The organism is Mycobacterium ahvazicum, from assembly GCF_900176255.2.
In the GTDB taxonomy this organism is placed as follows: domain Bacteria; phylum Actinomycetota; class Actinomycetes; order Mycobacteriales; family Mycobacteriaceae; genus Mycobacterium; species Mycobacterium ahvazicum.
On sequence record NZ_FXEG02000002.1, the window covers coordinates 889,948 to 903,757 of the forward strand.

The window sequence follows — 13,810 nt, forward strand, 5'->3', positions numbered from 1 at the left end:
GCGCGGTCGTCTCAGTGAGTTCTCAGCACCGGGTGCGCACAGTAGATAGATGAGTGTTGGGTTCGGTGACGTTGACGTGCGCGCGGTACGCACCATCCCGCCTGGGCTGGCGCCGGCGGAGATGGCTCAGGCCGCGGTGACCGCGGCTCTGGTGGCAGCCGCGGCGATTCTCGGGACGGTCACTCCGTTCGCTGGTGCTTTGTCGGTGTTGGGCAGTGTGCCGATGGGCTTGCTGGCTTACCGCTACCGTCTCTCGGTCCTCGTCGTCTCCACCGTCGCCGGGTGCACGATCGCATTCCTGGTCGCGGGTGCCGAGGGGGTGCCGGCGGTGGCGGCCTGCGCCTACGTGGGTGGGCTGACCGGGATCGTCAAACGACGCCGCATGAGTGCGTTGACGGTGGCCGGGGTCGGTGCGGCAGCCGGCGGCGTGCTGGGAGCGGCAACCGTTGCCGCGCTGGCGGTGCTTGCGCCGCTGCGGAAACTGGCGTTCATCTCGTTGACGGCCAACGTCGATGGCACGGTAGCGGTGCTGTCCTGGATTCCCCAGCTGCGCACTCCGGCCCACGAGCTCAAGTCCGTTTTCACGATGGCTCTGGGTAATTGGCCGCTGCTGATCGGCGCCTCGTCGGTCGTCGGGGTCTGCGTCGCCACGCTGATCGGGTGGTGGGCGTTATCGCGGGTGCTTAGTCGGCTGGCGGGCATCCCGGACGTGCACAAGCTCGACGTGACCACGCATGAGGGACCGGTCGGACCGGTGCCGGCACGGCTCGACGATGTGACGTTCCGTTATCCCCACACCGACAGCGACGCGCTGGGGCCGGTATCGCTGACCGTGGAGCCGGGTGAGCATCTTGCGATCACTGGGTCCAACGGATCGGGCAAGACGACGCTGATGTTGATGTTGGCCGGGCGTGCGCCCACCTCGGGGACGATCGAGCGCGCAGGAGCGGTCGGCTTGGGCCGCGTGGGCGGCACCGCCGTCATCATGCAGCATCCCGAAAGCCAAGTGCTGGGAACGCGTGTCGCCGACGATGTGGTGTGGGGATTGCCGCCTGGAGCGGACGCCGACGTGGCTGCGTTGCTCAGCGAGGTCGGGCTTGACGGGATGGCCGAGCGCGACACCAATGGACTGTCGGGCGGGGAATTGCAGCGGCTGGCGGTCGCCGCGGCGTTGGCGCGTAAGCCGAGGTTGTTGATCGCCGACGAGGTGACCAGCATGGTGGATCAGCGCGGGCGGAAGTCGCTGATGGCGGTGTTGTCGGGGCTGACCCGGCATCGCGGTATGTCGCTGGCTCACATCACGCACTACCGCAGCGAGGCCGACGCGGCCGATCGGGTGTTGCGGCTCAACGGCAATGCGTCCGGCGCCGCCGACAACGCTGGAATGGTCCTGGGTGCTGCCACGCCCTCGCCGAGCGCTGCGACCGGTTCGGGTGACTCGACACTCTTTGAACTGCAGTCGGTTTGGCACGAGTACGGCAGTGGCGGCCCGTGGGCCAAGACGGCGCTGCGCAACGTCAACCTAGTCGTCGAGGAGGGCGACGGCATCCTGATCCACGGCGACAACGGCTCGGGCAAGTCGACGCTGGCGTGGATCATGGCCGGTCTGATCGAACCGACGGCTGGCCGGTGCCTCATCGACGGGCGACCGGCCCATGAACAGGTCGGTGCGGTGGCATTGTCTTTTCAGGCGGCGCGGCTGCAGCTGATGCGCGAACGCGTCGGGCAGGAGATCGCCTCAGCGGCGTTGTTCAGCGCGCACGATCGGCAGCGCATCGAGTCGGCGCTAAAAATGGTCGGGCTGGATTCGAACTTGGCCGGTCGGCGCATCGATCAGCTCAGTGGCGGACAGATGCGCCGAGTTGTGTTGGCCGGCTTGCTGATCCGCTCACCGCGTGCGTTGATCCTCGATGAGCCACTGGCTGGACTGGACGCGTCCAGCGCCGAGGGGCTGGTGCGGCTGTTAGCAGAGCTGCGTCGTGAGACAGGCTTGACGATCATTGTGATCTCGCACGACTTCTCGGGCCTGCAAGAGGTCTGCCCGCGCTCGGTGCATCTGGCGGGCGGCACGGTGTCGGGCAGTGCTCTTGAGGCGAGTCCCCCGGATCGGTCGGGTCGACGCGCGCGGCGATCGCCGGTCCTGTTGACCCCGGTGCCCGGTGATACCGCGGTGCACCGGATGTGGGCGGGCACGAAACTGGTTGTCGTCGCGGCGATTGCGGCCCTGCTGGCGGTCTGCCCCGGATGGGCGTCGATCGGGTTGGCGGCCGGTGTGGCCGCCGGGGCTATGCGGTGGGCGCGTATCCCGCGGGGCGCGTTGCCGACGGTTCCGCGCTGGGCCTGGGTGATGCTCCTGATGACCATCGTGGCCGCCGCGCTGGCCGGGGGGAGCCCGGTCCTCACGGTGGCTTCAGTGCGAGTACCGCTCGGTGGGCTGTTGCACTTTATGCAGTTCTTGACGATGACGGCAATCGTGCTCGGTCTCGGCGCACTGGTCTCGTGGACCACCAACGTCGCCGAGATCGCACCAGCGCTGGTCCGGCTCGGTAAACCGCTGCAGCGCATGAGGATTCCGATCCGGTCATGGTCGGTGGCGGTGGCGCTGGGTTTACGGGCGTTTCCGATGCTGGTCGACGAGTTTCGGGTGCTATATGCGGCGCGGCGGCTGCGGCCGCGGCCGGTGGTGTCGGGAGTGTGGGCACGGGCACGGTGGTGGTTCACCGAAAGCGTGGACTTGATGGCCGCAGTGATCACCGTGGCCTTGCGCCGCGGCGATGAGATGGGTGACGCGATCACGGCGCGCGGCGGGTTCGGGCAACTCTCTGCGGCGCGATCACGCCCCGGCCGGGTCGACTACTGGGTCATCACCACGGTGTTTGCGCTGTGCGCCGTGACCGCGGTGCTGCAGTTCGTCTACCTGGGCATCGGCTAGTCAGGTTTTTAGGGGAGACGGCCCCCGGAGATCAATCCGGGGCCGTTCTCATTGCCCGCCGGCGGGTCAGGAGTTCTCGAGCGGTACCAGGGTGGCCTTCTTGCCGTCCGCCCGGACGACGTGCGTCGTATGTAGTTCGACGACGTGCTCGATCGTGCTGACGTGATCGGGCAACTCGAGTTCGTGGATCTGCTGCCCATCGAGCGCGTTGAAGCCGTACATCACCTGGCCGTCCCGCTTTTCGTCCGGGTGCGGACCGGTCGCGATGATGTGTCCGCTGTCGTCGCTCACAACGAGTCGCTTCATGGCTCCTCCTCAGCTCAACTGACCGATTTGGACGCGGAAGGCGGCGGGCCCACCTGTGCCGTTGCCCTCCGCGTGCAGATTCACCGTGTACACAATTCCGCTGGGACCCGCGCTTGGGGACCAGTCCATCGAGTGGCTGTCGGCGACGACGCGGCTCGACTGCGTCCACACCGCCGACGGGAACGGAAACCCGATGTTGTAGGCGTCGACACCGGTCCACCACACTTGGACTGCCGCACCCGGATTCAAGGTGAAGTTCACCAAAGGGTTGTGGTCACCAATGATTTGAGACATCTGTCCTCCCTGAGACCGGTTCGCTACGTCTTGGCGCCTTTCGAACGTAGGCAGCCGCCGCACGCCAAGCACGCGTAGTCGACTACTCGAATCCGCGCGGCTTGACGACTAGACATACTTGACTAAGCGTCAAGTCTAGATCTACCGTGATCCCAGACCGGAAGTTTCGCGCGAGAGGGGATCTACGCGCCCATGACCGACGTGCAGTTCCGAAAGATGCGGTTCGACCTCGACGAATCGGTGCCCTTCCAGTGGAACCCCGCCAATCCCGCGTCCGGCGTGATGGCGAACATGATCTCGTTTATGGCCGTCGGATTCGAGCGCTACATCGTGCTGGCCGTGAAGGAAGCCCTGAAAGTCATGACCGATGCCGCGCTGCGCGAGGAGGCCGAGGTGTTTCTCGCCCAGGAGTGCCAGCACTCGGCAGCGCATCGTCGTCACGTCAACGGACTCATCAAGCAGTATCCGGCGCTCAGCGCGGTTCTGGACACTGTCATCAAGTCCTACGAAGACCTCTATGCGGCGCGGCCCCTCAAATTTCACCTGGCATATATCGCCAGCATCGAGGCGACCTTTCCGGCGCTGTTCAGCTTCATGATCCAGCATCGAGATCGCCTGTACTACGGCGACTCTCGGGTCGCATCGCTGTTCATGTGGCACTACGTCGAAGAGATCGAGCACCGCAGTTCCGCGGAGATCATCTTCGACGGCGTGGTGGGCGACAAGTGGTATCAGTTCCGGACGTTGCGCCACTCGATGCGCCACGTGGCAATGCTGTCGCGAAAGATCGCCGACGGCATCGCCGAGGCGGTACCTTCCGAGGATGCGAAAGTCGATGCGCGCTCGGCGACTTCCGCGATGTGGCGTACTGAGTTGATGAAACGACTGCCGCTGCTGAAGAATCGCCCCGACGCCCACACTCCGACGGCATTCGACGGCATTGCGACGCGGGAAGTCCTGCGACTCGTTGGTGGCCTGATGGTTTCGCAGTTGCCGACTCATCACCCGGGCAATGTCGCCGTGCCCGAGTGGTTTCACACCTGGATGCGCGACTTCGACGCCGGCCAGGACATGGCGCACTACTACGGCGTCGGCAGCACGACCGCTCAGCGGCGGTGACTGGCGAGCTCCGAGTCCAGCACGGGCGCGACCCAGCGGCGAAGATAACTGCGCAGCGCCTTGCCCTTGCGCGGCGGCTGGCCCGGATTCAGCATGAACGACTGCAGCATCCGCAGCATGTACTCGACCAGATCGTCGATCGCGCGATCGTCGAAACCTATTGCTGTCCAATCAATTTCGAATTTCTCCAGCACGGCATGCCCGAACTGCTTGGCCTGATCCGACATCATTCCCGCGGACGTCCGGCTGGGGTCGTGCGCCAGCATCAGTTGAAACGGCTTGTCGTCCGGCAACCATTCCAGGGTGTAGGCAAGACTCTCGACGAGCGCGTCGACCGGATCGGTGGTGCCCGCCAGATGGTCTGTCAGCTGCTGCAGGAACCGGATTCCCGATCGTTCGGCCACGGCCCGCTCGAGCGTGTTCGACCCGGGGTAGTAGTTGTAGACGGTCTGGCGGGAGACTCCGAGCTTGCGCGCCACGTCCGCGACGCGCATGCTCGTCCCGCGTTCGTCAATTGCCTCGGCGGCCGCGTCGAGTATGCGTTCGATCGCTTCCTCGTCACTGGCCGGCGTCGACCCGCTCCATCCGTGGGTGCGCATGCTTGGAATGTAGTCGCCGCCGCGCCGGGGTCGCGTTCGCCGGTGGTCAGCGCGCCGAGGCGGCCGGATCGGCTAGACATAACAGTGATTGTGTCTAGCCATAAACTAGGCTGAATGCCATGACTCCTTCCGTCGAGCCGTTTCCCATTGCCGTCGAGCAGTCGCAGCTCGACGATCTGCATCGCCGCCTCGAGCACGGCCGCTGGCCGGCCGAACTCGCCGGCGCCGGTTGGGATTACGGCACTGATCAGACGTTTTTACGCGAGGTCACGGCGCGGTGGCTGGACGGCTACGACTGGCGGGCCACGGAGGACGAGCTCAACTCGTGGGGTTCGGCGCACACCACGGCGGCGGGTCAGCACGTCCACCTGCTGCACGCCCGCTCGTCGGAGCCCGATGCGATCCCGTTGGTGCTCATCCACGGCTGGCCGGGCTCGATCATCGAATTCCTCGATGCTGCAGTGCTTTTACGCGAGCGGTTTCACCTGGTGGTGTTCTCGATGCCCGGCTACGGATTCTCGGGTCCCACGCGGGAAAGGGGAGTGGACGTCGCCCGGGTCGCCGCGGCCGTGGACGAAACCATGAGCCGGCTCGGTTACCACCGGTACGTTGCGCAGGGTGGTGACTGGGGCGCTTTGGTGGTTCGCTACCTCGGCGAGCACTTCAGCGCGAGGGTGGCGGCGATCCACACCAACATGCTGTTCGCGCCGCCGTGCGAGGGCGATACCGATCCCCTCGCCGGTGTCACGCAGGACGAACTGGCCAACATCGCCGCGTCTGCCGAGAGACACAAAGACGGCACCGCGTACATGGAGATCCAGGGCACCCGTCCGCACTCTCTCGGGTACGGCCTCGACGATTCACCGCTCGGCCTGGCGGGCTGGATCCTGGAGAAGTTTCACGCGTGGTGTGACATGCGCTCGGGCATGCCGGTGCGCACCGACAGACTGATCGACAACTTGATGCTGTACTGGCTGACCCGAACTGCCACGTCTGCGGCGCGCTTGTACTGCGAGGCCGCACGCGCCGGAAACTCGGCCCTGAGTACGTGGAACGGGCGAGTCGACGTCCCCACCGGTTATGCGGTGTACCCGGGAGAACTCCTGCAAACGCCGCGTGCCTGGGCCGAAAAGCGCTACAACTTAGTGCATTACACGGTGGCCGACCGCGGCGGACATTTCGCGGCGCTGGAGAACCCGCAGTGGTTCGCCGCGGATGTCATCGCATTCGGCGACCGGCTGCACGAACTCGGCATGGCCCCGTGAATCATCGCGACAGCACGGCCAGTCCAAGGCGCTACCGCGGTCGTGACATCACCTCGGCCGCCAACAGCTCCAGATGGGCCAGATCAGACAAGTCCAGGACTTGGGCGTAGATCCGTTGCACACCCAGGTCTGTCCACGCGCTCAACTTGTCGACGATTTCGGCGGGGGTACCCACGAGCGGGCTGTTAGAGCGCAGTTCCGCCACGTCGCGGCCGATCGCCGCCGCGCGCCTGGCCACCTCCGAGTCATCGCGTCCGGCGCACAGCACGAACGCGCACGAGTAGACGATCGAGTCGGCCGGGCGGTTGGCCGCCTCCATCGCGGCGCCCACCCGTCGGAATTGAGTTCTGACGACGTCGATCGGGGCAAAGGGGACGTTGAATTCGGCGGCATAAGAGGCCGCCAGTGCCGGGGTGCGTTTGGCTCCGGCGCCCCCGATGATGATCGGCGGATGCGGACGCTGCAGCGGTTTAGGAAGTGCCGGCGAGTCGCTGACTTGATAGTGCTCGCCCGGGTAGTCGAATGTCGCGCCGGAGGGCGTCGTCCACAATCCGGTGACGATGGCCAGCTGTTCGGTGAGCCGGTCGAAGCGTTCGTGCACCGGGGGAAACGGCAGCCCGTAAGCGGCGTGTTCTTTTTCGAACCAACCGCTACCGAGGCCCAATTCGACTCGCCCGCCGCTCATTTCATCCACCTGGGCCACCGCGATCGCTAACGGTCCCGGGTAACGGAAGGTCGCGGAAGTCACCAGCGTCCCCAGCCGTATGCGTGAGGTCTCGCGCGCGATCGCCCCCAACGTCACCCACGAATCAGTCGGGCCGGGTAAGCCGTCGCCGCTCATCGCCAGGAAGTGGTCGGATCGGAAGAACGCGGCGAAGCCGAGCTGTTCGGCGGTCTGAGCGACAGCGAGTTGATCTGCGTAGGAGGCACCCTGTTGTGGCTCGACGAATACCCGAAAATCCATGGCTCTCTTCGTATCCTGTCTGCGTCGTGGTCATGCTGTGACAGCGTTAGGTGCGCTGGCGACTATGCCCACGCTAGCGGAACTCGCACCACGGGCGGCGCGCTCGACCCCGTCGCGCGGCTGCGGCCAACCTGATGCTGGGGCTGTTGGCAACGACCACGAACTCCCCGTGCGTGAGCAAAACGCGCTAAAGCCGAACCGTCGTCTACCGCGGCAGCACGGCCTCGATGGCGGTGACGACCTCGGGGGCGTCGGGCTCGGTGCGAGGCCGGAAGCGGTTGGTCACCGCACCGTCGGAGGAGAGCAGGAACTTCTCGAAGTTCCACTGGATGTCTCCCGCTTGGCCGTCGGCATCGGCGGCCTTGGTCAGCTCGGCATACAGCGGGTGGCGGTCGTCGCCGTTGACGTCGGTCTTCGCCAGCAGCGGGAACGTCACCCCGTAGGTCGTCGAGCAGAACTCCTGAATCTCATCGGCCGTGCCCGGCTCCTGGCCCATGAACTGATTGCACGGGACGCCGACCACCGTCAGGCCGCGGTCGCCGTAGTCCTTGGCCAGCTTCTCGAGGGCCGTGTACTGCGGCGTCAGCCCGCATTTGGAGGCCACGTTCACGACCAGCGTTGCGCCGTCGGACAATTCGGCCAGCGTGGTCGGTTGGCCGTCGAGGGTGGTCAGGGCGATGTCTTTGAGAGTCACGCCGATGACGCTAACGCACCGAACCGATCCAGGGCTACGGCTGTTCGCCGGCATCAGAAGTGGGTAACCGCTGCGGTAACGCGCGGGACGTTTCGACAACAGGTTGCTAGCTGGGAAGGCGGGATCGAATGGCTGATCAAGAGGGAAGCCGGTGGGACGTCAGTATCAAGAGCAACGCGGTTTGCCTTGAGCGCATCTCCGACAAGGAAGACCAAGTCTTCGAAGATTCGTTGTCGGCGCAGGAGGCCAAGAAGCTTGGCGCGCTCCTGACGAAGTTCGCCGACAAGCTCGACGAGTCCGACGAGTCCGACGAGTCCGACGACGCCGACGAGTCCGACGCCGACGACTCCAACGACTCCACGGACTAGACGACGACGCGTCGTCGATCATCGTCTAAATACGTCACCGACCTGCAATTGATCGGACTGCTCTAGCCCGTCGAATAACGGTTCTTTCGCCGGCCGCAACGTCGTACGCTCATTGCGATGCTGGCAAAGTCCGAGATCCGGTTCCTGCGCGTCGGCGACCGCCGCGTGGCGTTCGACGTACGCGGGGACGGTCCGCCGCTGGTGGCTCCGGCGTGGTGGGTAAGCCATCTCGAACTCGACTGGGAGGGCGCCGGCTTCCGGCAATTCTGGGAGGCCGTCGCCGACGGCTACACCCTGATCCGCTACGACCGGCTCGGCGTCGGCATGTCGGACCGCACGGTCGAAGATTCGGACCTGACCCTGGACGGGGAAGTGGCCATGCTGCGCGCGCTCCTCGACGAGCTGGGCTACGAACGCGTATCGCTGCTGGGCGGATCCTGCGGGAGCTGCACCGCAATCGCTTATGCCGCAACGTATCCCGAACAGGTCGAGCGGTTGGTGTTGTACGGGTCCTACGCCGACGGCTCGGCTATTACCGCACCCGAAGTGGGCGACGCGATCGTCGCGGCGGTTCGCGCGCATTGGGGACTCGGCTCCCGTCTGCTCAGCAACATGTTCCTCGGCGCTGCCGACTCAGCAGAGCACGAACGTTTTGCGCAGTTGCAGCGCGAGGCCGCGACCGCCGAGGCCGCCGCCTCGTTGTTGCGCCTCGTCTATCGCCTCGACGTACGGGCGTACCTGCCCAGGGTCAGCGCCGAAACGCTGGTGGTACATCGACGCGACGATCGGGCGGTGCCGCACCGGCTCGGTCGCGAGGTCGCGGCCGCGATTCCGGGCGCCGCCTTGACCTCGCTGCCCGGCAGCGCGCACTTCCCCTGGCACGGTGACGTGGATTCCGTCGCGCGCGCATGCCGGGCGGCACTGGGGCCGCTGGACCCTCTGTCCCAGGGGCACACCCGCGAGGCGGAGCCCGGCCTGCTCTCCGCCCGCGAACGCGAGGTTCTCGGCTGCCTCGCGCACGGTCTGAACGATCGCGAGATCGCCGAGCAGCTCGTGCTGAGCCCGCACACGGTGCACCGCCACGTCGCGAACATCCGCCGCAAGCTAGGGCGCACCTCACGCGCGGCCGCCGTTGCCGAGGCGGCGCGTCTCGGACTTCTCTGACCTAGCCGAAACGGGCCATCGCTGCAAGATGGCCGTCTTGGGCGATGCGCGCACCCCGTGGCGGCTTCTACGTTATGCGCCATGACACAGACCGTTACCGAACTGGAAATGGGCCCGCCGTCCGCGGCCTGGCTGCGGATCATGGCGCTGGTGTACGACCCGTTCGTGTGGGTCGGCGAGCTGGCGGGCATGCGCCGCCGGCGGCGCACGCTGGTGAGTGCCGCGCGGGGGCGCGTCGTCGAGATCGGCGCGGGAACGGGACTGAACATCGCGCACTATCCCGACGACATCGATGATCTGGTGCTCATGGAGCCCGAGCCGGCCATGCGCAGAAAGCTCGCGCGCCGCTTGCATCGGCATGCCCGTCCGGCGCGAATCGTCAATGCACCCGCGGAGTGCTTGCCGCTGACCGATGAGTCGGTGGATACCGTTGTCTCGACGCTTGTCCTGTGCACCGTCGAGAATCCCGAGCGTGCCTTGCGCGAGATCGCCCGCGTGTTGCGCCCGGGTGGGCAGTTGCTGTTCGTCGAACATGTGCGGGCGAATTCTCGGTTGCTTGCGGCGTGGCAGGACTACCTGTTCCGCCCGTGGCGTGCTTTCGCCGGCGGCTGCTGCTGCAATCGCCCGACCGGGGAGCTGATGCGTGCGTGTGGATTTGCTGTCACGGCGGAAAGTTTCGTATGGCGCGGAATGCCGCGGATTGTGCATCCGCTCTTGACGGGGCGGGCAACTCGCTAGTCTGTGTGACTACCCCCGTTTTCATCACAATTCCACGACGTCCAACTGTGACCTCGGTCGCTAGCATCGGGTGGACTTGCCGAAAATTGATCGGCAGGACCTCCGCGACGCTTCATCAAGATGCTTCCGGATATTTCTGTCTTGCTTAGCAATTGGCAACCGACAGGACATCGCCGGACGTTGCGATGCGCGCGGAGCCCGGTGTGAAAAGAGGACGATGGAGTCTGCTGGAGTGCTGTCGCGCGATCGGATCGTTGCCAGTCCAGGATGGAGTAGGTGGCTCGTCCCGCCCGCCGCGCTCTCGATACATTTAGCGATCGGCAGCGTTTACTCCTGGAGCGTGTTCAAGCTCCCACTGCACGAATCGCTGAGGGCATCTGGCCTTTTGAGTGCCATGCCGTTCACGCTGGGCATCGTCATGCTAGGCGTGTCGGCAGCCGTCTTCGGCACCGCGGTCGAACGGCGAGGCCCCCGTTGGGCGATGTTCGTGGCGACCGTCTGCTTTTGCGGCGGTTTGCTCGTTTCGGCGGTGGCGGCCGATATCGGCCAGATGTGGCTGGTCATCCTGGGCTACGGAGTCATCGGCGGAATTGGACTCGGGATCGGTTACATCGCACCGGTTTCCACATTGATGAAGTGGTATCCCGACCGGCCGGGCATGGCGACCGGATTCGCCATCATGGGGTTCGGCGGCGGTGCGCTGATCGCCTCGCCGTGGTCGTCGCAGTTGATGAAGTGGTTCGGTACCGACCGCCATGGGCTGGCGGCGACGTTCTTGGTCATGGGCCTGGTGTATGCGGTCTTCATGTCGGTGGGAGTCCTCCTGGTTCGCGTGCCCCCGCACCAATGGGAACCGCCGATCGTCAGGGTGGCAGCGTCGAAGATCCCGCATGCGGCGGGGCCCGACCGCACCGCCAATGAGGCGATCAAGACGCCCCAGTTCTGGTTGTTGTGGATTGTGTTGTGCTTCAATGTCACTGCGGGCATTGGCATCCTGGAACGGGCAGCGCCGATCTACCGAGACTACTTTCCGCATGCGGCCTCGCCCACGGCCTTGACCGCGGCGGCGGCGGGCTTCGTCGCAATGCTGTCGCTGGCCAACTCGGCCGGACGCATACTCTGGTCCACGGCTTCGGACACGGTGGGCCGCAAGAACATGTACCGGCTCTATCTCGGTGTCGGGGCGATCCTCTACGCCGTCTTGATCGTCGCGCAGAACGCGAGCAAGCCGCTGTTCCTGGTGATCTGCATCCTGCTGCTGTCTTTCTACGGCGCGGGGTTCGCGACGGTGCCGGCCTATCTACGCGACCTGTTCGGCTATCTGGAAGTCGGGGCGATCCACGGCCGGCTGCTTACCGCGTGGTCGACCGCGGGCGTGCTCGGGCCGGTGATTGTCAACGCGATTGCCGACAATCGCATCGCCGCCCATGTGGTGGGTCCGCAGCGATACCGCTGGTCGTTCACGATCATGGTGATCCTGTTGCTGATCGGCCTGGTGTGCAACGAGCTGATTCGTACGCCGCGCCCCCCGAGTTTCATCGTGTCGGCGGTCGATACGCGAAAACCCGAGAGTGTGATTTCCGGGGAGGCTACCCAATGACCACCGGCCGATCGGGCGCCGCGGCCTCACCGCGCGGCACGCTGCTGGGTCTTGCCAGCTGGTTGTGGGTCGGAGTGCCATTCGCCTACGGCGTCTACGAGCTGGTGGCGAAGATCCCGGCTTTGTTCCTGAACTGACTCGGCGTCGGAGGGAATAGCCTCGCTCGGGTTGCGCGTTGCCCCGCCATGGGCTCATTCACCGAAAGCGAACGTCAGGAATTCCTCGAAGCCAAGCACGTTGGCGTGCTGTCCGTAGCCGCTGACGACGGCCGCCCGCCGGCCAGCGTTCCGATTTGGTACGACTACGCCCCGGGCGGAAACATCCGGGTCAACACCGGAGCGTCGTCTCGTAAGGCCAAGCTCATCGAGCGGGCCGGAGTGGTGACACTTGTCGTGCAGCGCGAGGAACTGCCGTATCAATATGTGGTCGTCGAGGGCACCGTGGTCGACACCGCCAAGCCGGCCCCCTTGGTCGTTCGCGAGGAGATCGCGATCCGCTACCTCGGAGAGGAGGGCGGGCGCGCGTTCGTCAGCAGCATGGAGAATGACGAAAGCGTATTGTTCACCGTGCGCCCGGACCGCTGGATCACCGCTGATTTCTCCGATGCGTTCTAAGCGCGTGCCTTCCGTGGCAAACGGTTAAGGATCGCGTTTCGCTGGCGACGGGATGCTCCGGCGCGTAATTGCTGTTTAGGCGATCCTTGTGAGGGTATTCCCTAACGACTTCTCACGAGGAAAGGACCTCGACATGTTGCACTCGGTAATTCTGGCTAGTTCGGATCCGCTTGCGGCGGGGTTCATTCTGCGCGGGATCAAGGGTATATTCGTCGCGATCGGCAGCGTGATCGCCGCGATAGTGTGCGGTCTCATCGCCGCCATGAAGGGCCGTAATCCGTTGGGATGGGGACTTCTCGGGCTGTTCTTCTCGATCCTTACCCTGATTGTTGTCATCGTCATTCCGAGCAAGAAGTCATAGCCGGGCCAGCAAATGGCTGGGCGTCTTGCGCTCCCTATCGAATTGCCGGGTCAACGCGCTCGTGCGCGGTCAGTAGTAAGTGGTCGAAGTCCGATTGGGAGCTGACGCGGGGACCGAGGGTGCGGAAGTCTTCGCAGATCTGTTCGGCGAGCAACCGCAGCTTGATGTTGGCCTCCTGGGATAGCCACTTGAGCAACTCGAAGGCCGGACCATCGGCGATGCCGTAGACCAGCATCAACATGCCTTTGGCCTGCTCGATACCGGCACGCTGTTCGGCGATCTCGGCCAGCTTCGCGGTGACGAGGTCTTCACGTTCCTGGTCGGGCGGCGGAGAAACATCGACGTAGAACCCATGGGTTCCGATGACTTCACCCTGTTTATCGCGCAGCTGGTCACCGACGACCACGACCTGATGGACCTGTCCGCCGGTGTCGATGATCCGGTGGCGCGTGCTGAACGCCTGATGGGTGTTGAGGATCTGATCGATGGTTGCCGCGACCTGGCCGCGGTCGTCCGGGTGTTTGTGAGACAGCACCAGCTCGGTGGTCGGGGTCACGTTGCCGGGCTCGTACCCGTGCAACCGCTGTACCTGTTCGGACCACTCCCAGCGCTGGTCGGAGAAGTAGAACCGGAACCAGCCTGCTCGATGCGGCGCACCGCCGGCCAGGGCTTGTTCGACGTCGGCCGATTGGCCGTTGAGGTCCCAGTTCATCGCGGACTTCGTCTCCTCGGGTTCAATTCACCGACACGACCGACCGCCGCCACACGTGCGCGGTCCACCCCAGAGGGGCA

At 65.1% G+C, this 13,810-nt stretch carries 15 protein-coding genes and 2 pseudogenes; 11 read left to right on the forward strand and 6 right to left on the reverse strand.

Translation table 11 applies throughout. From position 1 onward, the window contains the following. Nucleotides 1-49: 49 nt before the first annotated feature. Both MAAFP003_RS06470 and MAAFP003_RS29535 read left to right on the forward strand, forming a co-directional pair. A pseudogene (locus MAAFP003_RS06470) lies at nt 50-2,095 on the forward strand (ABC transporter ATP-binding protein); the annotation flags it as partial. Between the two features lie 81 nt (nt 2,096-2,176). Continuing rightward, nucleotides 2,177-2,932: pseudogene (locus MAAFP003_RS29535) on the forward strand (CbiQ family ECF transporter T component); the annotation flags it as partial. Nucleotides 2,933-2,998: 66 nt separating this feature from the next. On the opposite strand, the gene MAAFP003_RS06475 reads toward MAAFP003_RS29535, so the two are convergent. Both MAAFP003_RS06475 and MAAFP003_RS06480 read right to left on the reverse strand, forming a co-directional pair. Continuing rightward, the gene (locus MAAFP003_RS06475; RefSeq protein ID WP_096285439.1) at nt 2,999-3,238 is read right to left on the reverse strand and encodes a hypothetical protein; all 240 of its coding nucleotides are present in this window, start codon (nt 3,236-3,238) and stop codon (nt 2,999-3,001) included. 9 nt (nt 3,239-3,247) lie between these two features. Next, a complete protein-coding gene (locus MAAFP003_RS06480) occupies nt 3,248-3,532 on the reverse strand; it encodes a hypothetical protein (protein ID WP_133160824.1) in 285 nt (94 codons plus the stop codon). Between the two features lie 192 nt (nt 3,533-3,724). Here MAAFP003_RS06480 and MAAFP003_RS06485 point away from each other — a divergent pair, with 192 nt between their 5' ends. Next, nucleotides 3,725-4,651, forward strand: a complete 927-nt coding sequence (locus MAAFP003_RS06485; RefSeq protein ID WP_096285443.1) for a metal-dependent hydrolase — start codon at nt 3,725-3,727, stop codon at nt 4,649-4,651. Here the strand turns inward: MAAFP003_RS06485 and MAAFP003_RS06490 are convergent. Further along, on the reverse strand, nt 4,639-5,250 hold the full coding sequence (locus tag MAAFP003_RS06490) for a TetR/AcrR family transcriptional regulator (RefSeq protein WP_096285445.1): 612 nt from the start codon (nt 5,248-5,250) through the stop codon (nt 4,639-4,641). The genes MAAFP003_RS06485 and MAAFP003_RS06490 overlap by 13 nt on opposite strands. 119 nt (nt 5,251-5,369) lie before the next feature. Here MAAFP003_RS06490 and MAAFP003_RS06495 point away from each other — a divergent pair, with 119 nt between their 5' ends. Beyond that, entirely contained in the window at nt 5,370-6,515 is a 1,146-nt protein-coding gene (locus MAAFP003_RS06495; protein ID WP_096285447.1) for an epoxide hydrolase family protein, read from the forward strand. 31 nt (nt 6,516-6,546) lie between these two features. Here the strand turns inward: MAAFP003_RS06495 and MAAFP003_RS06500 are convergent, their stop codons facing one another. Continuing rightward, nucleotides 6,547-7,479 carry an LLM class F420-dependent oxidoreductase gene (locus tag MAAFP003_RS06500; protein ID WP_096285449.1) on the reverse strand — a complete coding sequence of 311 codons (933 nt, stop codon included), beginning with the start codon at nt 7,477-7,479 and terminating at the stop codon, nt 6,547-6,549. A gap of 205 nt (nt 7,480-7,684) precedes the next feature. After that, nucleotides 7,685-8,173: a glutathione peroxidase gene (locus MAAFP003_RS06505; RefSeq protein WP_096285450.1), complete on the reverse strand. Its 489-nt coding sequence runs from the start codon at nt 8,171-8,173 to the stop codon at nt 7,685-7,687. A 128-nt stretch (nt 8,174-8,301) separates the two neighbouring features. Here MAAFP003_RS06505 and MAAFP003_RS06510 point away from each other — a divergent pair, with 128 nt between their 5' ends. From MAAFP003_RS06510 to MAAFP003_RS06535, 7 genes are all read left to right on the forward strand, one after another. Then, nucleotides 8,302-8,541, forward strand: coding sequence for a hypothetical protein (locus tag MAAFP003_RS06510; protein ID WP_096285452.1), 240 nt, complete (start codon nt 8,302-8,304; stop codon nt 8,539-8,541). 117 nt (nt 8,542-8,658) lie between these two features. Then, the gene (locus MAAFP003_RS06515) at nt 8,659-9,705 is read left to right on the forward strand and encodes an alpha/beta fold hydrolase (protein WP_096285454.1); all 1,047 of its coding nucleotides are present in this window, start codon (nt 8,659-8,661) and stop codon (nt 9,703-9,705) included. A gap of 81 nt (nt 9,706-9,786) precedes the next feature. Then, nucleotides 9,787-10,443 (forward strand): class I SAM-dependent methyltransferase, encoded by a 657-nt coding sequence (locus MAAFP003_RS06520; RefSeq protein ID WP_096285456.1) that lies wholly within the window; start codon nt 9,787-9,789, stop codon nt 10,441-10,443. A 217-nt stretch (nt 10,444-10,660) separates the two neighbouring features. Then, a complete protein-coding gene (locus MAAFP003_RS06525; protein ID WP_096285458.1) occupies nt 10,661-12,043 on the forward strand; it encodes an OFA family MFS transporter in 1,383 nt (460 codons plus the stop codon). Then, nucleotides 12,040-12,180 (forward strand): MFS transporter small subunit, encoded by a 141-nt coding sequence (locus MAAFP003_RS29080; RefSeq protein WP_165796318.1) that lies wholly within the window; start codon nt 12,040-12,042, stop codon nt 12,178-12,180. Before MAAFP003_RS06525 ends, MAAFP003_RS29080 begins: the two co-directional genes overlap by 4 nt. A 48-nt stretch (nt 12,181-12,228) precedes the next feature. Beyond that, nucleotides 12,229-12,657, forward strand: coding sequence for a pyridoxamine 5'-phosphate oxidase family protein (locus tag MAAFP003_RS06530; RefSeq protein WP_096285460.1), 429 nt, complete (start codon nt 12,229-12,231; stop codon nt 12,655-12,657). A gap of 133 nt (nt 12,658-12,790) precedes the next feature. Beyond that, nucleotides 12,791-13,018 carry a deoxyribodipyrimidine photolyase gene (locus tag MAAFP003_RS06535; RefSeq protein ID WP_096290915.1) on the forward strand — a complete coding sequence of 76 codons (228 nt, stop codon included), beginning with the start codon at nt 12,791-12,793 and terminating at the stop codon, nt 13,016-13,018. Between the two features lie 34 nt (nt 13,019-13,052). Here the strand turns inward: MAAFP003_RS06535 and MAAFP003_RS06540 are convergent, their stop codons facing one another. Beyond that, nucleotides 13,053-13,730 carry a PAS and ANTAR domain-containing protein gene (locus tag MAAFP003_RS06540; protein WP_096285462.1) on the reverse strand — a complete coding sequence of 226 codons (678 nt, stop codon included), beginning with the start codon at nt 13,728-13,730 and terminating at the stop codon, nt 13,053-13,055. Nucleotides 13,731-13,810 lie beyond the last annotated feature (80 nt).

Coding starts and splice junctions, on each gene's coding strand:
- MAAFP003_RS29080 (WP_165796318.1), top strand. CDS start 12,040: ATGACCACCGGCCGATCGGGCGCCGCGGCCTCACCGCGCGGCACGCTG.
- MAAFP003_RS06475 (WP_096285439.1), bottom strand. CDS start 3,238: ATGAAGCGACTCGTTGTGAGCGACGACAGCGGACACATCATCGCGACC.
- MAAFP003_RS06530 (WP_096285460.1), top strand. CDS start 12,229: ATGGGCTCATTCACCGAAAGCGAACGTCAGGAATTCCTCGAAGCCAAG.
- MAAFP003_RS06500 (WP_096285449.1), bottom strand. CDS start 7,479: ATGGATTTTCGGGTATTCGTCGAGCCACAACAGGGTGCCTCCTACGCA.
- MAAFP003_RS06480 (WP_133160824.1), bottom strand. CDS start 3,532: ATGTCTCAAATCATTGGTGACCACAACCCTTTGGTGAACTTCACCTTG.
- MAAFP003_RS06510 (WP_096285452.1), top strand. CDS start 8,302: ATGGCTGATCAAGAGGGAAGCCGGTGGGACGTCAGTATCAAGAGCAAC.
- MAAFP003_RS06485 (WP_096285443.1), top strand. CDS start 3,725: ATGACCGACGTGCAGTTCCGAAAGATGCGGTTCGACCTCGACGAATCG.
- MAAFP003_RS06495 (WP_096285447.1), top strand. CDS start 5,370: ATGACTCCTTCCGTCGAGCCGTTTCCCATTGCCGTCGAGCAGTCGCAG.
- MAAFP003_RS06520 (WP_096285456.1), top strand. CDS start 9,787: ATGACACAGACCGTTACCGAACTGGAAATGGGCCCGCCGTCCGCGGCC.
- MAAFP003_RS06515 (WP_096285454.1), top strand. CDS start 8,659: ATGCTGGCAAAGTCCGAGATCCGGTTCCTGCGCGTCGGCGACCGCCGC.
- MAAFP003_RS06525 (WP_096285458.1), top strand. CDS start 10,661: ATGGAGTCTGCTGGAGTGCTGTCGCGCGATCGGATCGTTGCCAGTCCA.
- MAAFP003_RS06535 (WP_096290915.1), top strand. CDS start 12,791: ATGTTGCACTCGGTAATTCTGGCTAGTTCGGATCCGCTTGCGGCGGGG.
- MAAFP003_RS06540 (WP_096285462.1), bottom strand. CDS start 13,730: ATGAACTGGGACCTCAACGGCCAATCGGCCGACGTCGAACAAGCCCTG.
- MAAFP003_RS06490 (WP_096285445.1), bottom strand. CDS start 5,250: ATGCGCACCCACGGATGGAGCGGGTCGACGCCGGCCAGTGACGAGGAA.